We start from the raw sequence: 18,217 nt of genomic DNA, 5'->3' as shown, positions 1-18,217 counted from the left end.
CCTGACCAGGGAGCCCACCGGGACGCATGCGCCAGATCTGGAAGTCTTTTCGTTCGCTGTATTTCGCCGCCCTGATGATGCTGATCGGTTCGGGCCTGCTCAGTACCTACCTGGCCTTGCGCCTGGCTGCCGACAACGTGGACAGCCTCTGGGTCGGTGCCTTGATGGCGGCCAACTATTTCGGTCTGGCGGTGGGGGGCAAGATCGGCCACCGCCTGATTGGCCGGGTCGGGCATATCCGGGCCTACGCCACCTGTGCCGGCATCGTCGGCGCCGCCGTGCTGGGCCATGGCCTGACGAGCTGGCTGCCGGCCTGGGTGGGCCTGCGGATGGTCGTCGGCCTGGGGATGATGTGCCAGTACATGGTCATCGAGAGCTGGCTCAACGAGCAGGCCGATGCCAAGCAGCGTGGCGCGGTGTTCGGCGGCTACATGATCGCGTCCTACCTGGGGCTGGTGCTCGGGCAACTGATATTGGTGGTACACCCGCAGCTCGGCCCCGAGCTGTTGATGCTGGTCGCCATGTGCTTCGCCCTGTGCCTGGTGCCGGTGGCCATGACCCGGCGGATCCACCCGGCGCCGCTGCGCCCGGCGCCGATGGAACCGAAGTTTTTCATCAAGCGCGTGCCCCAGTCGCTTTCCACGGTGCTCGGCGCGGGCCTGATCGTCGGCTCGTTCTATGGCCTGGCGCCGCTGTACGCGGCCAACCAGGGGCTCTCCACCGAGCAGGTCGGCCTGTTCATGGGTAGCTGCATCTTCGCTGGTCTGGTGGTGCAGTGGCCGCTGGGCTGGCTGTCGGACCGCTACGACCGCGCGGTGCTGATCCGCAGCGTGGCAGTGGGCCTGGCGCTGGCCGCGTTGCCGCTGGCGGTGCTGCCCAGTGTGCCGCTGGAGCTGCTGTTCGCCGTGGGCTTCCTGATCTCGTTGCTGCAGTTCTGCCTTTATCCGCTGGCGGTGGCGTTTTCCAACGACCACGTCGAGGGCGAGCGGCGGGTTTCCCTGACGGCGATGCTGCTGGTCACCTATGGCGTGGGCGCCTGTATCGGCCCTCTGGCGGCGGGGGTGTTGATGAAGCTGCTGGGGGCGCAGATGCTCTATGCCTTTTTTCTGTTCTTCGCCCTGGTGCTGGTCTGGCGTATCCGGCCGAAGGCGGTCACCGGGTTGCACCAGGTGCAGGATGCGCCGCTGGGGCACGTGGCCATGCCGGCGGCGGGTTCGCCATTGTCGGCGGCGCTCGACCCGCGGGTCGATGAGCAGACGGTGCAGGAGGTGATGCAGGCGCCGGTGGCGGCGGAGGACACCGAGGAAGAGGAGGAGCCTGGGGAGGATATGGCGCAGACGGAGGTCAACAGGACGGTTTGAGGTGCCACAAGGCCCCACATGCTCCCTGCAAACCGTATCATTCGCGGTCGACTCGGACCTTGTGGGCTTGCCGGCGATGGGGCGTGAAGCGGCCTCAGCTACAGCACACCCAAACAAAAACGCCACCCGGGCAGGTTAATGCTGTTCACTTAAGCAATTGGGGCCGCTTTGCGGCCCTTCGCGGGCAAGCCCGCTCCCACAAGTACGCTGCAAACCTCAAGGAGTGCACGATCCTGTGGGAGCGGGCTTGCCCGCGAAGGGCTGCAAAGCAGCCCCAATCGATGTCACATCAGACTTAAGTGAACAGCATTAACCCGGGCAGGTGGCGTTTTGCTCAGCGTACAAGCCTCAATAATCGTCCTTGTCGAACCGCCGCGCTTCGCGCTGCAACTGGTACACGAAGCTCTCGACCTTACGCTGCATCTGCCCGTTGAGGTTGTGGAAGCGCACCCCGGCGAAGGTGGTGTTGAAACGCTCCTCGAAATGCAGGTGGCGCAGCTCCACCATGACCTGCGACATGCCCAGTGGGCCACTGGCGCCGAAGCGCTCATAGACCTGGCCCAACTGCAGGCGTTCGCCAACGTTACCGTCGAAACGCAACTTGCAGCCGGTGGCGGAGATGTCCAGCAGCTTGCCGCGCAGGGCGCCGTTGCCCTTGAGCTTGTCACCGTCGAGCACCACGTCGACCAATTGCGACAGCTTGAGCGCGGCCCGGAAGGCGTTGCGCCGCTGGTGGTAGGTCACCTCGGTGGGCAGGGGGCCACGGTAGCAGCGGTGGCCGTCGATTTCGCCGATGCGCAGCGGGGTGTCGCATTCCCAGGCGATGCGTACACCCTCATGGAAGCCTTCGACGCGGAACGGTTCGCCGTTCTCTATGTATTTCTCGCCATCACGCGGGATCATTTCGTCCAGCGCCAGGGTATTGCCGTCACGGTCCACCTGAACCACGTAGCTCTGGAAGCGTTGGCTACGTTCATGGAAGGTGATGATCAGCGGATCGTGGCTATCCAGCAGCTGGCGCAGGTTGGCTGCGATCTCCAAAGGAGTGGTGAGCACCTTTGGCGGCTGGGGAGCATCGGACTCATTGAACACGGGTTATCAATCTCCAGGCAAAAACGACACACGCAAGTAACGGCATTTTGCCAGTATGTTCCGTGCCTTGATAGAAATAATCACACTTGGCTGAGCGCCCGGGGCTTGGCCAGTGGCGAGGTGGCGCCACGGCTGTCGTAGAGCGACGGAGAATCGCCGCCCATGAGGATCCTGATCTGGTTGGCCGTGGCGTGCTGCTGCACCTGGATGATCCGCCCGTTGGTCTCGTTGACCTTCTGGCAGGCATCCATCAGTTGGCTGAGCACGTCGAGCTGCTGCAGCAACACCGCGCCGTTGGGCGATTGCGCGGCCAGTGCCTGCACGCCGGCACGATCGGCGCTCAGGCCGAGGCTGGTGAGCAGGTGGTTGCGCCGCTGCCCTTGCTGTTCGAGCAAGGCGATCAACGACTGCTTGCGTGCCAGGATGTGCTCCAGCATCGCCATGTCCCGGCCGTGCAGGGCGACCGCTTCGTTCTGGAGCAGTTCGAGCAGTTGCTGGGTTGGCGCGATGTCGTTTTCGATCAGTTGCAGCAGGGTGATGTCGTGCATGGCTGGCTCTTGGCGTGTGGCGTCCTTGAAGTCAGCGCGCCGGAAGGTCAGCGCTGGGCTTCGAATTCAAGCAGTTTGCTGGCGACCCGGCCGGCATCGACCTGGTAGCTGCCGTCTGCGATCGCCTGTTTCAACTGGGCCACGCGGGCACTGTTGACCTCGGGCTGGTCGCGCAGCTTGTCGCTGATCTTCTGCAACTGCTGGGCCTCTTGGCTGAGGTGTACCGCTTCTCCGCTGACGCTGGAGCGCTTGGGCGCTTCGCTGGTTTCGCCGGCTTTCTCGGCGTTGCCGGCCGCGGTGTTGCCGCGAACGCCGCCCGTGACGGACGGAGAGTTATTCAAACGACTGAAGTCGATGACCATGATCAGAAACCTCTGGGGATTTGGACGCTTGCCATGTTTTCGGCCAACCCGAAAGAAACTTTAGCCGCGAATGCATCGCTGCCCGTCGGCAAGCTCGCACGACCCGTTTTCTGACACAGTTTAGGAAAAGCGGTTCCGCGCCGCCAGCCTTATATCCCCGGCGGTCGGGGCTGCCTTGCAGCCCATCGCCCCCCAATGACAGTTGAAACCGCTACATGGCCACCTCGACCTGCCCCGGCCCGGTCACCCGTGCCTTCACCACGCGCTTGGAGTTCAGGTTGCGCACCCGGATCTGTTCGGACAGGCCGCCCTTGGCCAATGCTTCGCCCGGCATGCGCACGCTCAGGCTGCCGCTGCGGGCGACGATCACGACATGGTCGCCCTTGCGCACCACCTCGGCCTGCTCCAGATGCTGCGGCGTGAGCACCTGGTCGAGCACGGCCGGGCGCAGCAGCTTCATGCCCACGGCCTGCTCCAGGTCGCTGAGGAAACCCTGGTTGAGCGTACCCACGTCGCGCTCGCGCAGGGCCACGTCGTCCTCGCCGATGACGCTTTCGCGCTTGAGCGGACGGGTCATCACCACCACGTCGCGAAACAGCCGCACCTGAGCTGGCACGAACACCGTCCACGGCCCGCTGCCGTTGCAGCGCAGCCGCACCGTGACCCGACCCAGCGGCTGCGCCGGGCTCTCCAGCGAAGCGTCAAGTTGCTGGCTGCACAGCGGCATGCGCAGGCGCGGGTCGAGCGAGTTGACCTGGATCTCGTAGCGGCCTGGTGTCTGGCTGGTGGCCAAGTAGTCCTCCACGGCGAATTCAAGAAACCCTTGGGTGACGCCGATAAGTTGTTCAGGCAAGGTAAACGCATCCGCCAGCGTGCGGGCGCCGGGTGCCAGCAGGCACAGCGCGGCCAGCGAGCCGGTCAGCAGGTGCGTCAATCGTCGGGAAAATGTCGTTTTCGTGTACATGACGCTCAAAAAAGCAAAGCCCGTGCCGATCTGGTACATAGGCTGATACGTATGAAGGAGTCTGGCATGGCTGGTGTTATGGATTCGGTCAACCAGCGCACGCAACTGGTGGGGCAGAACCGCCTGGAGCTGTTGCTGTTCCGCCTCAATGGCGATCAGCTCTACGGCATCAATGTGTTCAAGGTCCGGGAGGTGCTGCAGTGCCCGGAGCTGACGCTGTTGCCCAAGTCCCACCCGGTGGTGCGCGGCGTGGCCAACATTCGCGGGGCGACCATCCCGATCCTCGACTTGTCGATGGCGACCGGCCTGCCGGCCCTGCAGGAGGAGGCGCGCAACAGCTTCGTGATCATCACCGAGTACAACACCAAGACCCAGGGCTTTCTGGTGCATTCGGTGGAGCGCATCGTCAACATGAACTGGGAGGAGATCCACCCGCCACCCAAGGGCACTGGCCGCGACCACTACCTGACCGCCGTCACCCGGGTGGATGACCGTATGGTGGAGATCATCGACGTGGAGAAAATCCTCGCCGAGGTCGCGCCTTCCTCCGAGGCGGTGTCGGCTGGGGTGATCGACGCCGAGGTGCAGGACAAGGCGGTGCTGCTGCGGGTGCTCACGGTCGATGACTCGTCCGTGGCGCGCAAGCAGGTCAGCCGCTGCCTGCAGACCGTCGGTGTCGAGGTGGTGGCGCTCAACGACGGGCGCCAGGCGCTGGACTACCTGCGCAAGCTGGTGGACGAGGGCAAGCGTCCGGAGGAAGAGTTCCTGATGATGATCTCCGACATCGAAATGCCCGAGATGGATGGTTATACCCTCACTGCGGAGATTCGCAGCGATCCGCGCATGCAAAACCTGCACATCCTCCTGCATACTTCCCTGTCGGGGGTATTCAACCAGGCCATGGTCAAGAAGGTCGGCGCCGATGACTTCCTGGCCAAGTTCAAGCCGGACGACCTGGCCCAGCGAGTGGTCGACCGGATCAAGGCGACGCATTGAAACGGCCGGGGCGTGCCCCGGCCTCAGCGATTGAAAAGAGGCGGTAGCCGTGTCTACGGGTAATTTGGATTTCGAACAGTTCCGGGTCTTCCTGGAGAAAGCCTGTGGCATCCTGCTGGGCGAGAATAAGCAGTACCTGGTCTCCAGCCGTCTCAACAAGCTGATGGAGCAGCAGGGCATCAAGACGCTCGGCGAGCTGGTGCAGCGCATCCAGACCCAGCCGCGCGGCGGCCTGCGCGAGCAGGTGGTCGATGCCATGACGACCAACGAGACCCTCTGGTTCCGCGATACCTACCCGTTCGAGGTGCTCAAGAGCAAGGTCATCCCGGAGTTCGTGCGCGGCAACCCGGGCCAGCGCCTGCGTATCTGGTCGGCGGCGTGTTCGTCGGGGCAAGAGCCGTACTCGCTGTCTATGGCCATCGACGAGTTCGAGCGCAGCAACCTCGGCCAACTGAAGATGGGCGCGCAGATCGTCGCCACCGACTTGTCCGGGGCCATGCTGAACAACTGCAAGACCGGCGAGTACGACAGCCTGGCTATCGCCCGCGGCCTGTCCCAGGAGCGCCTGCAGCGCTATTTCGACCCCAGGGGGCCTGGGCGCTGGGCGGTCAAGCCGGCGATCCGCAGCCGGGTCGAGTTCCGCTCCTTCAACCTGCTCGACAGCTATGCCAGCCTGGGCAAGTTCGACGTCGTGTTCTGCCGCAACGTGCTGATCTACTTCTCGGCCCAGGTCAAGAAGGACATCCTCATGCGTATTCACGGCACGCTCAAGCCGGGGGGCTACCTGTTCCTGGGGGCGTCCGAGGCGCTCAACGGGTTGCCGGACCATTACCAGATGGTCCAGTGCAGCCCGGGGATCATCTATCAGGCCAAGTAAAGGGCGGGGTCGCTGTGCAGCCCCGGCTTCATTTCATCCCCCATTGCCGCTTTGCTGACGCCAAGCGGTAAGGCATTGCCGCTTTTCTGGCATTGCCGCCCCCGGCAAACGGCCCGGAGTGCCGGATTCATTGGGTCGCGCATGTTGGCACAGACCTTGCTCAAGCTTGCTCACGATTCTTCCGGTCACCTTCGAAGGTTTCCCCGACATGAGCATCAGTTTCGACAAGGCGCTCGGCATCCATGAAAAGGCCCTGGGCTTTCGCGCCCAGCGCGCCGAAGTCCTGGCCAACAACATCGCCAACGCCGACACGCCCAACTACAAGGCGCGCGACATGGATTTCTCTTCGGTGCTCGCCGCCGAGGCCGAGAAGCAGCAGGGCGGCCGCATCGCCCTGGACCGTACCAACACCCGGCACATCGAGGCCCAAGGCCTGGCCATGGGCGACGATACCCTCAAGTACCGCACGCCGATGCAGCCTTCGATCGACCAGAACACCGTGGACGCGCAGATCGAGCAGTCGAACTACGCGGAAAACGCCATCGGCTTCCAGGCCAGCTTCACCCTGCTCAACAGTAAATTCAAAGGGCTGGTTTCGGCCCTGCGTGGAGAGTGACCATGTCCCTTGCCAGTGTCTTCAACATTGCCGGTAGCGGCATGAGCGCGCAGAACACGCGCCTGAACACCGTCGCCTCGAACATCGCCAACGCCGAGACCGTGTCCTCGAGCATCGACCAGACCTACCGCGCACGCCACCCGGTGTTCGCCACCACCTTCCAGCAAGCGCAGAACGGCGCTGGCCAGTCGCTGTTCCAGGACCAGGGCGAGGCCGGCCAGGGCGTGCAGGTGATGGGTATCGTCGAGGACCAGAGCAACCTCGAGGCACGCTACGAGCCCAATCACCCGGCGGCGAACAAGGACGGCTACGTCTACTACCCGAACGTCAACGTGGTCGAGGAGATGGCCGACATGATCTCCGCCAGCCGCGCGTTCCAGACCAACGCCGAGCTGATGAACACCGCCAAGACCATGATGCAGAAAGTGCTGACCCTGGGTCAGTGATAAGGAATCCCGACCATGGCAGTCGATAGCACAGGTGTGAACCTCAACGATGTTCTCTCGGCGTCGGGCGTGAGCACCGGCACCAAGAAGACCACGCCCGAGAACACCGACAAGAATGCGCTGGGCAAGGATGCGTTCCTGCAGTTGCTCGTGACCCAGATGCAGCACCAGAACCCGCTGGACCCGCAGGACAACGGCGAGTTCATCGCCCAGCTGGCGCAGTTCAGCAGCCTGGAAGGCATCACCACGCTCAACGACACGGTCAACTCGATCGCCGGTGCCCTGGGCTCGTCCCAGGCTCTGCAGGCGTCGTCGCTGGTCGGGCGTTCGGTGGTGGTGCAGAACGACAAGGCGGTGGTCGATACCGCCGAGAGCTTCAACGGCCAGATCGTCGTTCCGCAAGCGATCGGCGAAGCGAAGATCACCATCAAGGACAAGGACGGCAACGTGGTCAAGACCATCGAGCTGGGCGAGCAGAAGGCTGGCTACGCCGACTTCATCTGGGATGGCACCAACGAGAAGGGCGAAAAGGTTGATCCGGGCACCTACAGCTTCTCCGCCACCACCACCGTGGATGGCAAGGCGGTGGAGATGTACACGCTGCTGCCGGCCAAGGTCACCAGCGTCAGCATCAACCCGAGCGGCGAGATGATGCTCAACCTTGCAGGGCTCGGGAAGGTTCCCCTGTCCAGTGTGCAAACCATCGGTATCTAAGGCCGGTTTAACGCGGCACAAGGAGCGAATTCATGTCTTTCAATATCGGCCTTAGCGGTCTGTACGCAGCCAACAAGCAGTTGGACGTCACCGGCAACAACATCGCCAACGTCAACACCATTGGTTTCAAGTCGTCCCGTGCCGAGTTCGCCGATGTCTACGCCGGCGCCAACCGCCTGGGCGTGGGCAAGAACCAGGTCGGCAACGGTGTGCGCCTGGGGGCTGTCTCCCAGCAGTTCGGCCAGGGTGACATCAACAACACCGGCAACGTGCTGGACATGGGCATCCAGGGCCAGGGCTTCTTCGTCCTGTCCGACAACGGCTCGCTGGTCTACACCCGTGCCGGTGCCTTCCAGACCAGCAAGGACAACTACGTGGTCACCTCGGACGGCCTGCGCCTGCAGGGCTACGCCGCCGACTCGACCGGCAAGATCCAGAAGGGCGTGCTGACCGACCTGAAGATCGATACCTCGGCACTGGCACCCAAGGCCACCACCCTGATCGACCAGGGGATCAACCTGAACTCCTCGGCCACCGACATCCCGCTGGAAGTGGATGACGGCACCGGCACCATGATCCCGAACAAACCGTTCGACCCGGCTGACGAGACCACCTACACCAAGTCGTTCCCGACCAAGGTGTACGACAGCCAGGGCAACGAGCACACGATGGAGCAGTTCTATCGCAAGACCGGCACCAACGAGTGGACCATGTACACCCTGGTCGATGGGCGCAACCCCTTCGACCCTGCGAGCACCGCACCGCTGACCGGCACCATCAGCTTCAACAGCGACGGTTCGGTCAAGAGCATGACGGCTGACAGCACCGGCCTGCCGCCAGGCTCCTCCTTCACCGTGGCCAACAACACCTTCACCATGAGTGGCTGGATCCCGGCGGTACAGGATGCGTCCGGTAACTGGATCTCCAACGGTGCCGAGGGCAATGCCGACGGCATGCGTCTGTCGATGAACAGCACCACCTCGTACAACACCGAGACCGCACGCATGTCGCAGTCCCAGGACGGCTATGCCACTGGTATCTTGTCGAGCTTGTCGATCGACTCCACCGGTGTGCTGTTCGCCAGCTTCAGCAACCAGCAGTCCCGTGCCATCGGCCAGGTTGCCGTCGCCAGCTTCGCCAACGAACAGGGCTTGCAGCAGATCGGCGGTACCCGTTGGACGGAAACCTTCGCTTCGGGCATCCCGGGCATCGACGCGCCGAAGACCGGTACCCTGGGGAGCGTCGAGTCCAACTCGCTGGAGGCGTCCAACGTCAACCTGACCCAGGAACTGGTCGAGCTGATCAAGGCACAGAGCTACTACCAGGCCAACGCCAAGACCATTTCCACTGAAAGTACCGTCATGCAGACCATTATCCAGATGACCTGACGGTCGCTGGTTGGTCGAACCTGCACGAACCCCTTTCCCGAGAAGGGGTTCGTCGTTTTCGAGGGTGTCATGAAAAGACTGATCGTTGCGCTCGCCGCGCTGTTCTGCCTGCTTCAGGCCCAGGCTGCCATGGCGCCCTGGTGGCGCTGGGAAAGCCAGGCCGATGGTCGCCTGGTGTGCTCCCAGTGGTCGCCGGGGGAGGGCTGGAAGCGTTTTGCCGGGCCGTACAACAACGCCGGTTGCCGTGAGCGCTGATGCTGATGCTGTGTCTGGGGCTGCTTTGCATGGCGCAGGATTTGTGAGCGCCGCGGACCCTGTGGGAGCGGGCTTGCCCGCGAATAGGCCGGCACAGCCTGCGCAAAGGCAATACCCTGGTCTGCCGCCTCGTTGCCACCTGCGGCAATGAGGCGCCGGATATCCGGCGGCAGCCCTTGCCAAGCACTCGAAAAAAGCCCGTATCCACGGGCTTTTTCGCGTTTCAGTAAAGTTGGTTCGGAACTTGCTTTAGTGCCTGCACAGCAGCGGCGAGCGGCAACCGGTCGCCAGTGCAGCGGAGGATGACTGTGGACAAGATGCTTTACGTGGCCATGACCGGCGCCAGCCAGAACGCGCTGGCGCAGAAGGCCCACGCCAACAACCTGGCGAACATTTCCACCAACGGTTTCCAGCGTGACCTGGAGCAGGCGCGCTCGATGCCGGTGTTCGGCGACAGCTTTCCGGCGCGGGCCTTCGCCATGACCGAGCGTCCGGCCACCGACTTCAGCGCCGGCCCCATGGTCGAGACCGGGCGTGAGCTGGACGTGGCCGTCAGCGGCGACGGTTTCATCGCCGTGCAGGCACCGGACGGCAGCGAAGCCTACGTGCGCACCGGCAGCCTGAACATCGACGCCCTGGGCGTGCTGCGTGCCGGCAACGGCATGCCGGTGATCGGCAACGGCGGCCCCATCGCCATTCCGCCGGAGCAGAAGGTGGAGGTCGGCGAAGACGGCACCATCAGCATCCGCGCCATGGGCGAGGACCCGCGGGTGATGGCCGAGGTCGACCGGATCAAGCTGGTCAACCCCGACACCCGTGGCCTGGTCAAGGGCCCGGACGGGCTCATCCACACCAAGAGCGGCCAGCCGGCCGACGCCGATGTGAACGTCAAGGTGGTGTCGGGCTTCCTGGAGGGGAGCAATGTCAATGCCGTCGAGGAAATGACCTCGGTGCTGGCGCTGTCCCGCCAGTTCGAGCTGCACGTCAAGATGATGAACACGGCCAAGGAAGGCGACGAAGCCATGGCTCGGGTTTTGCAAATCGGCTAATCACATTTGAACGGGTGCCGTAAAACAGGCGCACGAGGAGAACACTGAATGCTTCCGGCTCTTTGGGTCGCTAAAACCGGCCTGTCCGCCCAGGACACCAACCTGACGGTCATTTCCAACAACCTGGCCAACGTCTCGACCACCGGCTTCAAGCGCGATCGCGCCGAGTTCCAGGACCTGTTGTACCAGGTCAAGCGCCAGCCGGGCGCGCAGTCCACCCAGGACAGCGAACTGCCGTCGGGCCTGCAGGTCGGTACCGGCGTGCGCATCGTCGGCACCCAGAAGAACTTCCAGACCGGCAGCCTGCAGACCACCGAGAACCCGCTGGACATGGCGGTCAACGGCCGTGGCTTCTTCCAGGTGCTGCAACCGGACGGCACCGTGTCGTACACCCGTGACGGCACCTTCCACCTGAACTCCGACGGCCAGATCGTCACCGCCAACGGTTTCGCCCTGGAGCCTGCGATCGTCGTGCCGCCGGATGCCCAGACCTTCACCGTCGGCCAGGACGGCACCGTGTCGATCACCACCGCCGGCAACCCGGCCGCGCAGATCATCGGCAACATCCAGACCGCCGACTTCATCAACCCGGCTGGCCTGCAGGCGATCGGCAACAACCTGTTCCTCGAGACCGCCGCCAGCGGCGCCCCGCAGATCGGCACCCCGGGCCTGAACGGCTTCGGCACCACCCAGCAGCAGACCCTGGAGAACTCCAACGTCAGCACCGTGGAAGAGCTGGTGAACATGATCACCACCCAGCGCGCCTACGAGATGAACTCCAAGGTCATCTCCACCGCCGACCAGATGCTCTCGTTCGTCACCCAGCAGCTGTAAGCCCTAAGCCTGTTACACCCGTGAGGTAAGCGTCATGAATCGTCTGTTGTCCGTCTTCGCCCTGGGGGGCGCGGTGTTGCTGGCCGGTTGCGTCGCACCGACGCCCAAGCCCAACGACCCGTACTATGCGCCGGTCCTGCCGCGTACCCCGTTGCCGGCGGCGGCCAACAACGGTTCGATCTACCAGGCCGGTTTCGAGCAGAACCTGTACTCCGATCGCAAGGCGTTCCGGGTGGGTGACATCATCACCATCACCCTCAACGAGCGCACCTCGGCGAGCAAGAACGCCGGCTCGCAGATCCAGAAGGACAGCAACGCCAACATCGGCCTGACCTCGCTGTTCGGCGCCACGCCGAACACCAACAACCCGTTCGGCGGTGGCGACCTGTCGCTCAACGCCGGCTACAGTGGCGAGCGCGCCACCAAGGGCGACAGCAAGGCCACCCAGGGCAACACCCTGACCGGCTCGATCACCGTCACCGTGGCCGAGGTGCTGCCCAACGGCATCATCGCCGTGCGCGGGGAAAAATGGATGACCCTGAACACCGGCGAGGAGCTGGTGCGCATCGCCGGGCTGGTCCGTGCCGACGACATCGCCACTGACAACACCGTGCCCTCGACCCGCGTGGCCGATGCGCGCATCACCTACTCGGGCACCGGCTCGTTCGCCGATGCCAGCCAGCCCGGTTGGCTGGACCGCTTCTTCCTCAGCCCGCTTTGGCCTTTCTGAGTCCGGATGACCATGTTCAACGTAAGGCAGCTGATTGCCGCAACCCTTCTCTTGTCCTGTGCGTTCGGCGCCCACGCCGAGCGCCTGAAGGACATCGCCAGCATTTCTGGCGTGCGCACCAACCAGCTGATCGGCTATGGCCTGGTGGTGGGGTTGAACGGCACGGGTGACCAGACCACCCAGACCCCCTTCACCCTGCAGACCTTCAACAACATGCTCTCGCAGTTCGGCATCAAGGTGCCGGCCGGCTCCGGCAACGTGCAGCTGAAGAACGTCGCCGCGGTGTCGGTGCACGCCGACCTGCCGGCCTTCGCCAAGCCGGGCCAGGTGGTGGACATCACCGTGTCGTCGATCGGCAACTCCAAGAGCCTGCGCGGCGGCAGCCTGCTGATGACCCCGCTCAAGGGGATCGACGGCAACGTCTACGCCATCGCCCAGGGCAACCTGGTGGTCGGCGGCTTCGACGCCGAGGGGCGCGACGGCTCGCGGATCACGGTCAATGTCCCGTCGGCCGGGCGCATCCCTGGCGGAGCGACGGTCGAGCGCGCGGTGCCGAGCGGCTTCAACCAGGGCAACAGCCTGACCCTGAACCTCAACCGCCCGGACTTCACCACCGCCAAGCGCATCGTCGACAAGGTCAACGAGCTGCTCGGCCCGGGCGTGGCCCAGGCCGTGGACGGCGGCTCGGTGCGGGTCACCGCACCCATGGACCCGAGCCAGCGGGTGGACTACCTGTCGATCCTCGAGAACCTGGAGATCGACCCAGGCCAGGCCGTGGCCAAGGTCATCATCAACTCGCGTACCGGCACCATCGTCATCGGCCAGAACGTCAAGGTCTCGCCGGCGGCGGTGACCCACGGCAGCCTGACCGTGACCATCACCGAAGACCCGATCGTCAGCCAGCCGGGGCCGTTCTCCAATGGCCAGACCGCCGTGGTGCCGCGTTCGCGGGTCAATGCCGAGCAGGAAGCCAAGCCGATGTTCAAGTTCGGCCCGGGCACCACGCTGGATGAGATCGTCCGCGCGGTGAACCAGGTGGGCGCGGCGCCCAGCGACCTGATGGCGATCCTCGAAGCCCTGAAGCAGGCCGGCGCCTTGCAGGCCGACCTGATCGTGATCTGAGGACGCCACGCATGAACCCCAAGAGCCTGGTTTCCAGCCCCGTCGACAGCGGCGCCTACACCGACCTCAACCGCCTGAGCTCGCTCAAGCATGGCGATCGCGACAGCGACGCCAACATACGCAAGGTGGCCCAGGAGTTCGAGTCGCTGTTCATCAGCGAGATGCTCAAGGCCTCGCGCAAGGCCAGCGACGTGCTGGCCGCCGACAACCCGATGAACACCGAGACGGTCAAGCAGTACCGCGACATGTACGACCAGCAACTGGCCGTGAGCATGTCCCGCGAGGGCGGCGGCATCGGCCTGCAGGACGTGCTGGTGCGCCAGCTCTCGAAGAACAAGAGCGCATCGGTCAACACCAGCCCGTTCCCGCGTATCGAGGGCCATGCCCCGGCGTTGTGGGGCAGCAAGGTGGCCGAGCCGGTGCATGCCATTGAGTCGACCGCCACCCGCAACGACGTCGCCGCGCTCAACTCCCGGCGCCTGGCGTTGCCGGGCAAGCTCACCGATCGCCTGCTGGCCGGGATCGTGCCGTCGGCGAGCGCCCCTACCGCCGCCGTGCCGGCCCGTGAAGGCCAGCCGGCCTCGGGCGTCGCCCAGGCTTTCGCCGCACCCGATAGCGGCCTGCGCATCCTCGGCCGCGCCGTGGCCCAACCGCCGCTGGCACCGAGGAAAGCCTTCGCCGACAGCGATGCGTTCGTCGCCACCATGCTGCCGATGGCCGAGCAGGCCGCCAAGCGCATCGGTATCGACCCACGCTACCTGGTGGCCCAGGCCGCCCTGGAAACCGGCTGGGGCAAGTCGGTCATGCGCAATGCCGACGGCACCAGCAGCCACAACCTGTTCGGTATCAAGGCCAGCGGCAACTGGCAGGGCGGGCAGGCGAGGGCGATCACCAGCGAGTTCCGTGGCGGGCAGTTCGTCAAGGAGACGGCGGCGTTCCGTTCGTACGATTCCTACCAGGACAGCTTCCACGACCTGGTGAGCCTGCTGCAGAACAATTCGCGCTATCAAGATGCGCTGAAGGCCGCCGATAAACCGGAACAGTTCGTGCGGGAACTGCAGAAGGCCGGGTACGCCACCGACCCGAACTACGCCAGCAAGATCTCGCAGATCGCAAGACAGATGAAGTCGTACGAGAGCTACGCGATGCTCGGTACCACCACGAAACTTTAAGGGCAGGAAACCATGGCGAGTTTGATCAATATTGGCATGTCGGGGCTTGGCGCCGCGCAGTCGGGGATGTACACCCTGGGTAACAACATCGCCAACGCCGATGTGGACAGTTACTCTCGCCAGCAGAACATCCAGAAGACCAAGGGCTCGCAGCAGTACGGGCAGGTGTTCATCGGCAGCGGCACGACCCTGGCCGACGTGCGCCGGGTGTACAACGCCTTCCTGGAAAACCAGCTGCGCACCACTACGTCGCTGTCCAGCGACGCCGCGTCCTACCTGAACCAGATCTCGCCGCTGGATACCGCCTTGTCGAGCAGCGACACCGGCATCACCGCCGCGCTGCAGAGCTTCTTCAGTGCCATGCAGGATGCGTCGGCCAAGCCCACCGAGGACGCCTCGCGCCAGCTTTTGCTGACCAGCGCCCAGACCCTGGCCAAGCGTTTCAATACCTTGTCGGCGCAGCTCAACCAGCAGAACAGCAACATCAACGCCAACATGGCCTCGATCGCTGACCAGGTGAACAAGCTCACCGCGACGATCGCCCAGTACAACGAGCAGATCGCGCGGATCTCGGCGGTGCAGGGCAGCCCCAACGACCTGCTCGACCAGCGTGACGGTGCCGTGCGCGAGCTGACCGCGCTGATCGGCGCCGACGTGGTGGAGCGCGACGGCAACTATGACATCTACCTGAAGAACGGCCAGGCCCTGGTGCTGGGCAAGACCACCCAGACCCTGGGTGTGGAGCCGAACGCGACCGACCCGACCCGCATGAGCCTGGTGCTCAACCGCGGCACCACCAAGATGGACATCACCAACAGCGTCACCGGCGGCGAACTCGGTGGCCTGATTCGCTACCGCAAGGAAACCCTGGACCCGGCGCTCAACGAGCTGGGCCGCGTGGCGCTGGTGGTGGCCGATGCGATCAACAGTCAGTTGGCCCAAGGCATCGACAAGAATGGCGAGTTCGGCGCCATCCTGTTCGGCGACATCAACAGCGCCAAGGCCATCAGCGAGCGCAGCGTGCCCAAGCTGGGCAACAGCGCAGGTTCCGGCAACCTCGACGTGACCATCAAGGACACCGGCAAGCTGACCACCAACGACTACCAGGTGACTTTCACCAGCGCCACCGAGTACACCGTGCGCCGGCTGCCCGACAACACCGAAATGGGTAGCTTCGACCTCAACGACGACCCACCCCCGGTGATCGACGGCTTCACCCTGTCGCTCAATGGCGGTGGCTTGAGCGCCGGTGACAGCTTCAAGATCACCCCAACCCGCAATGCCGCGGCCAACATCGAGTCGGTGCTCACCGATCCCAAGCGACTGGCGCTGGCCTCGCCGCTGACGGGTACCAGCGGTTCGGGCAACCAGGGTACCGGGCTGATTACCCAGCCGAACCTGACTTCCGAGCTGGATATCTACGATGCCCTGCAGCGTGCCGACCTGCAGACGGGCCTCAAGTACTCCACGCCGGTCAAGCTGGTGTTCGGCGACGACAGCAGCTCGCCCCAGGCCTACACCGTGTACGACGCCAAGGGCAATGCCATCGGCAGCGGCACCATCGTTCCCGGCCAGGAAAACAAGCTGCAGATCTCGGTACCGATGGTCGACGGTAGCGGCAACCCGATCCTTGACGGTAGCGGCACGCAGAAGGCTTTCACCTTCGAGATGAACGTCTCCGGTGCGCCGAAGAACGGCGACAACTTCACCGTGTCGCTGACCGGCGCAGGCTCGGCCGACAACCGCAACGCCCAGTCGGTGATTGACCTGCAGACCAAGTCCACCGTCGACGTAGGGGCCGACGGCAAAGGCATCAGCTTCACCGACGCCTACGCCAAGCTGGTTTCCAATGTCGGTGGCAAGACCGGCCAGGCGCAGATGGACAGCAGCGCCACCGAGGCACTGCACAGCTCGGCGCTCGACAGCCGCAACTCGGTGTCGGGCGTATCGATCGACGAAGAGGTCGGCAACCTGGTCAAGTTCCAGCAGTACTACACCGCGTCGTCGCAGATCATCAAGGCGGCCCAGGAAACCTTCGCCACCTTGATCAACAGTCTTTAAGGAGCCGTAGACCGTGCGCATCTCCACTTCGCAGTTCTACAACACCAGCAGCGCCAACTACCAGCGCACCTTCTCCAACGTCAACAAGACGACCCAGGAGGCCAGCGACTTCCTGCGCATCCGCACCGCCGCCGACGACCCGGTGGGCGCCGCGCGCCTGCTGCAGCTCGAGCAGCAGCAGGACATGCTCAAGCAGTACAGCGGCAACATCGTCAACGTGCGCAACGCGCTGGGGACTGCCGAGAGTACGCTCAATGCCATCGGCACCCTTCTGCAGCGCGTCAACGAACTGGCGCTCAGCTCGGGTAACGGCGCCTTTACCGATTCCGACCGCAAAGCCAATGCCGACGAACTGGCTTCCCTGGAGGACCAACTGTTCACCTTGATGAACAGCAAGGATGAGAACGGCAAGTACCTGTTCTCTGGCTCCAAGGGCGACACTCCCCCTTACGTGCGCAACGCCGACGGCACCTACACCTACCAGGGCGACCAGAGCAGCCTGATGCTGCAGGTCGGCGACATGCTCAGCCTGGCCGCCAACGAGACCGGCTACAGCGCCTTCGAGCAGGCCCTGAACACCAGCCGCAGCGAGACACGCTTGACTGCTCCGGCTACCGATGACGGCCGTGTCAGCCTGTCCAATGGTCAGGTTTCCGGCAGCGCGACCTACAACGATCGCTTCCGCAGCGGCGAGCCGTACAGCATCGAGTTCACCAGTAGCACCGAGTACAAGATCCTCGATGCCAATGGCAACGATGTGACCCTCGAAGCCAGCCAGGGCGGCAAGTTCGATCCGAACGGCGACAACACCACCATCAGCTTCCGTGGCGTCGACCTGCGCCTGAATATCTCGTTCAAGGCTGGCGACGAGGCCAATCCGGACGCGGCCATTGCCGGCCACACCTTCAGCCTGAGCTCCAAGGCCGATTCGATCGCCGGTACCCGTAGCCCGGGCAATAGCTCGTCGACCCAGATCACTGGCGCCAACATCACCGACCCGGCGCTCTACAAGGCAGCGTTCCCCGGTGGCGGCGCGGTGCTCAAGTTCACCAGTGCCACGGAGTTCGAGCTCTATGCATCGCCAGTGACTGCCGACAGCCGGCCAGTTTCCACCGGTACCCTGAGCGGCACCACCGCCACGGCGGCGGGGGTCAGCTTCGAGCTGTCGGGGGCGCCGAATGCCGGGGATTCGTTTGGGGTCAAGGTCGATACCCACCAGACGCAGAATCCGCTCGACACCATTGCACAGTTGCGCGCGGCGCTGATGACGCCCCAGGACAACGACCCAGTGGCCCGGCAGAATTTCCTGGCTTCGCTGGATTCGGCGATCGGGAATGTCGCCAGTGCGATCGACCAGGTGTCTTCGTCGGTCTCCTCCATTGGTGGGCGAGGGCAGGCCCTGGATGTGCAGGCCGAGACCAACGAGGCGTTGAGTACCGAGAACCTGAAGACCCAGAGCTCGATTCGTGACAGTGATCCGGCGGAAGTGATGCTGCGCTTGGAGATGCAGAAGAACATGCTGCAGGCTTCGATGCAGTCGTTTGCGAAGATTGCTGGGTTGTCGTTGGTTAACTACATCTGATCCTCCCTTCTGCGTCATTGGCCGTGCGTCGTCACTCCCTGGATGCGA

Annotated in this window: 19 protein-coding genes; 15 read left to right on the top strand and 4 right to left on the bottom strand. The window is 64.0% G+C overall.

Annotated elements, in window-relative coordinates; genetic code table 11:
• Positions 1-26 precede the first annotated feature (26 nt).
• Complete coding sequence (locus tag WCE05_RS12760) at positions 27-1,361, top strand: MFS transporter (RefSeq protein WP_225789333.1); 1,335 nt, start codon at positions 27-29, stop codon at positions 1,359-1,361.
• Between the two features lie 348 nt (positions 1,362-1,709).
• Here the strand turns inward: WCE05_RS12760 and WCE05_RS12755 are convergent, their stop codons facing one another.
• The 4 genes from WCE05_RS12755 to flgA all read right to left on the bottom strand — a co-directional run bounded on the left by WCE05_RS12755 (position 1,710) and on the right by flgA (position 4,327).
• On the bottom strand, positions 1,710-2,453 hold the full coding sequence (locus tag WCE05_RS12755) for a flagellar brake protein (protein ID WP_225789332.1): 744 nt from the start codon (positions 2,451-2,453) through the stop codon (positions 1,710-1,712).
• 80 nt (positions 2,454-2,533) lie between these two features.
• Positions 2,534-3,001 carry a flagella synthesis protein FlgN gene (locus tag WCE05_RS12750; RefSeq protein ID WP_225789331.1) on the bottom strand — a complete coding sequence of 156 codons (468 nt, stop codon included), beginning with the start codon at positions 2,999-3,001 and terminating at the stop codon, positions 2,534-2,536.
• Between the two features lie 47 nt (positions 3,002-3,048).
• On the bottom strand, positions 3,049-3,363 hold the full coding sequence (gene flgM, locus WCE05_RS12745; RefSeq protein ID WP_225789330.1) for a flagellar biosynthesis anti-sigma factor FlgM: 315 nt from the start codon (positions 3,361-3,363) through the stop codon (positions 3,049-3,051).
• Between the two features lie 211 nt (positions 3,364-3,574).
• Positions 3,575-4,327: a flagellar basal body P-ring formation chaperone FlgA gene (gene flgA, locus WCE05_RS12740; protein ID WP_253081016.1), complete on the bottom strand. Its 753-nt coding sequence runs from the start codon at positions 4,325-4,327 to the stop codon at positions 3,575-3,577.
• A 66-nt stretch (positions 4,328-4,393) separates the two neighbouring features.
• Between flgA and WCE05_RS12735 the strand changes: the two genes are divergently transcribed.
• From WCE05_RS12735 to WCE05_RS12670, 14 genes are all read left to right on the top strand, one after another.
• Positions 4,394-5,323 carry a chemotaxis protein CheV gene (locus WCE05_RS12735; protein ID WP_253081017.1) on the top strand — a complete coding sequence of 310 codons (930 nt, stop codon included), beginning with the start codon at positions 4,394-4,396 and terminating at the stop codon, positions 5,321-5,323.
• Positions 5,324-5,372: 49 nt separating this feature from the next.
• Positions 5,373-6,200, top strand: a complete 828-nt coding sequence (gene cheR / locus WCE05_RS12730) for a protein-glutamate O-methyltransferase CheR (protein ID WP_368816026.1) — start codon at positions 5,373-5,375, stop codon at positions 6,198-6,200.
• Between the two features lie 208 nt (positions 6,201-6,408).
• Entirely contained in the window at positions 6,409-6,816 is a 408-nt protein-coding gene (gene flgB, locus WCE05_RS12725; RefSeq protein ID WP_225789326.1) for a flagellar basal body rod protein FlgB, read from the top strand.
• Positions 6,817-6,818: 2 nt separating this feature from the next.
• A complete protein-coding gene (gene flgC, locus WCE05_RS12720; protein ID WP_043210925.1) occupies positions 6,819-7,262 on the top strand; it encodes a flagellar basal body rod protein FlgC in 444 nt (147 codons plus the stop codon).
• 15 nt (positions 7,263-7,277) lie between these two features.
• Positions 7,278-7,976, top strand: a complete 699-nt coding sequence (gene flgD, locus WCE05_RS12715) for a flagellar hook assembly protein FlgD (RefSeq protein WP_225789325.1) — start codon at positions 7,278-7,280, stop codon at positions 7,974-7,976.
• Between the two features lie 32 nt (positions 7,977-8,008).
• Positions 8,009-9,364, top strand: coding sequence for a flagellar hook protein FlgE (gene flgE, locus WCE05_RS12710; RefSeq protein ID WP_225789324.1), 1,356 nt, complete (start codon positions 8,009-8,011; stop codon positions 9,362-9,364).
• A 69-nt stretch (positions 9,365-9,433) separates the two neighbouring features.
• Entirely contained in the window at positions 9,434-9,619 is a 186-nt protein-coding gene (locus tag WCE05_RS12705) for a hypothetical protein (protein ID WP_225789323.1), read from the top strand.
• Positions 9,620-9,927: 308 nt separating this feature from the next.
• The gene (flgF, locus tag WCE05_RS12700; protein ID WP_225789322.1) at positions 9,928-10,668 is read left to right on the top strand and encodes a flagellar basal-body rod protein FlgF; all 741 of its coding nucleotides are present in this window, start codon (positions 9,928-9,930) and stop codon (positions 10,666-10,668) included.
• A 48-nt stretch (positions 10,669-10,716) separates the two neighbouring features.
• The gene (flgG, locus tag WCE05_RS12695) at positions 10,717-11,502 is read left to right on the top strand and encodes a flagellar basal-body rod protein FlgG (RefSeq protein ID WP_225789321.1); all 786 of its coding nucleotides are present in this window, start codon (positions 10,717-10,719) and stop codon (positions 11,500-11,502) included.
• A 34-nt stretch (positions 11,503-11,536) separates the two neighbouring features.
• On the top strand, positions 11,537-12,232 hold the full coding sequence (gene flgH, locus WCE05_RS12690; protein ID WP_225789320.1) for a flagellar basal body L-ring protein FlgH: 696 nt from the start codon (positions 11,537-11,539) through the stop codon (positions 12,230-12,232).
• A 6-nt stretch (positions 12,233-12,238) separates the two neighbouring features.
• Positions 12,239-13,354 carry a flagellar basal body P-ring protein FlgI gene (locus WCE05_RS12685; RefSeq protein WP_225789319.1) on the top strand — a complete coding sequence of 372 codons (1,116 nt, stop codon included), beginning with the start codon at positions 12,239-12,241 and terminating at the stop codon, positions 13,352-13,354.
• 11 nt (positions 13,355-13,365) lie between these two features.
• Entirely contained in the window at positions 13,366-14,526 is a 1,161-nt protein-coding gene (flgJ, locus tag WCE05_RS12680) for a flagellar assembly peptidoglycan hydrolase FlgJ (protein ID WP_368816025.1), read from the top strand.
• A 12-nt stretch (positions 14,527-14,538) separates the two neighbouring features.
• Positions 14,539-16,587 carry a flagellar hook-associated protein FlgK gene (gene flgK, locus WCE05_RS12675; RefSeq protein ID WP_225789317.1) on the top strand — a complete coding sequence of 683 codons (2,049 nt, stop codon included), beginning with the start codon at positions 14,539-14,541 and terminating at the stop codon, positions 16,585-16,587.
• A gap of 13 nt (positions 16,588-16,600) precedes the next feature.
• Complete coding sequence (locus tag WCE05_RS12670; RefSeq protein WP_368816024.1) at positions 16,601-18,169, top strand: flagellar hook-associated protein 3; 1,569 nt, start codon at positions 16,601-16,603, stop codon at positions 18,167-18,169.
• Positions 18,170-18,217 lie beyond the last annotated feature (48 nt).

The organism is Pseudomonas sp. I2 (assembly GCF_040984075.1).
Lineage (GTDB): Bacteria > Pseudomonadota > Gammaproteobacteria > Pseudomonadales > Pseudomonadaceae > Aquipseudomonas > Aquipseudomonas guariconensis_B.
This window is presented reverse-complemented; position numbering and strand designations above follow the sequence as displayed.

Excerpts from the sequence above, each read along its gene's own strand:
- WCE05_RS12760 (WP_225789333.1), top strand. The coding sequence starts at position 27 with ATGCGCCAGATCTGGAAGTCTTTTCGTTCGCTGTATTTCGCCGCCCTG.
- WCE05_RS12750 (WP_225789331.1), bottom strand. The coding sequence starts at position 3,001 with ATGCACGACATCACCCTGCTGCAACTGATCGAAAACGACATCGCGCCA.
- flgM (WP_225789330.1), bottom strand. The coding sequence starts at position 3,363 with ATGGTCATCGACTTCAGTCGTTTGAATAACTCTCCGTCCGTCACGGGC.
- flgA (WP_253081016.1), bottom strand. The coding sequence starts at position 4,327 with ATGTACACGAAAACGACATTTTCCCGACGATTGACGCACCTGCTGACC.
- WCE05_RS12735 (WP_253081017.1), top strand. The coding sequence starts at position 4,394 with ATGGCTGGTGTTATGGATTCGGTCAACCAGCGCACGCAACTGGTGGGG.
- flgB (WP_225789326.1), top strand. The coding sequence starts at position 6,409 with ATGAGCATCAGTTTCGACAAGGCGCTCGGCATCCATGAAAAGGCCCTG.
- flgC (WP_043210925.1), top strand. The coding sequence starts at position 6,819 with ATGTCCCTTGCCAGTGTCTTCAACATTGCCGGTAGCGGCATGAGCGCG.
- flgD (WP_225789325.1), top strand. The coding sequence starts at position 7,278 with ATGGCAGTCGATAGCACAGGTGTGAACCTCAACGATGTTCTCTCGGCG.
- flgE (WP_225789324.1), top strand. The coding sequence starts at position 8,009 with ATGTCTTTCAATATCGGCCTTAGCGGTCTGTACGCAGCCAACAAGCAG.
- WCE05_RS12705 (WP_225789323.1), top strand. The coding sequence starts at position 9,434 with ATGAAAAGACTGATCGTTGCGCTCGCCGCGCTGTTCTGCCTGCTTCAG.
- flgG (WP_225789321.1), top strand. The coding sequence starts at position 10,717 with ATGCTTCCGGCTCTTTGGGTCGCTAAAACCGGCCTGTCCGCCCAGGAC.
- flgH (WP_225789320.1), top strand. The coding sequence starts at position 11,537 with ATGAATCGTCTGTTGTCCGTCTTCGCCCTGGGGGGCGCGGTGTTGCTG.
- WCE05_RS12685 (WP_225789319.1), top strand. The coding sequence starts at position 12,239 with ATGACCATGTTCAACGTAAGGCAGCTGATTGCCGCAACCCTTCTCTTG.
- flgJ (WP_368816025.1), top strand. The coding sequence starts at position 13,366 with ATGAACCCCAAGAGCCTGGTTTCCAGCCCCGTCGACAGCGGCGCCTAC.
- flgK (WP_225789317.1), top strand. The coding sequence starts at position 14,539 with ATGGCGAGTTTGATCAATATTGGCATGTCGGGGCTTGGCGCCGCGCAG.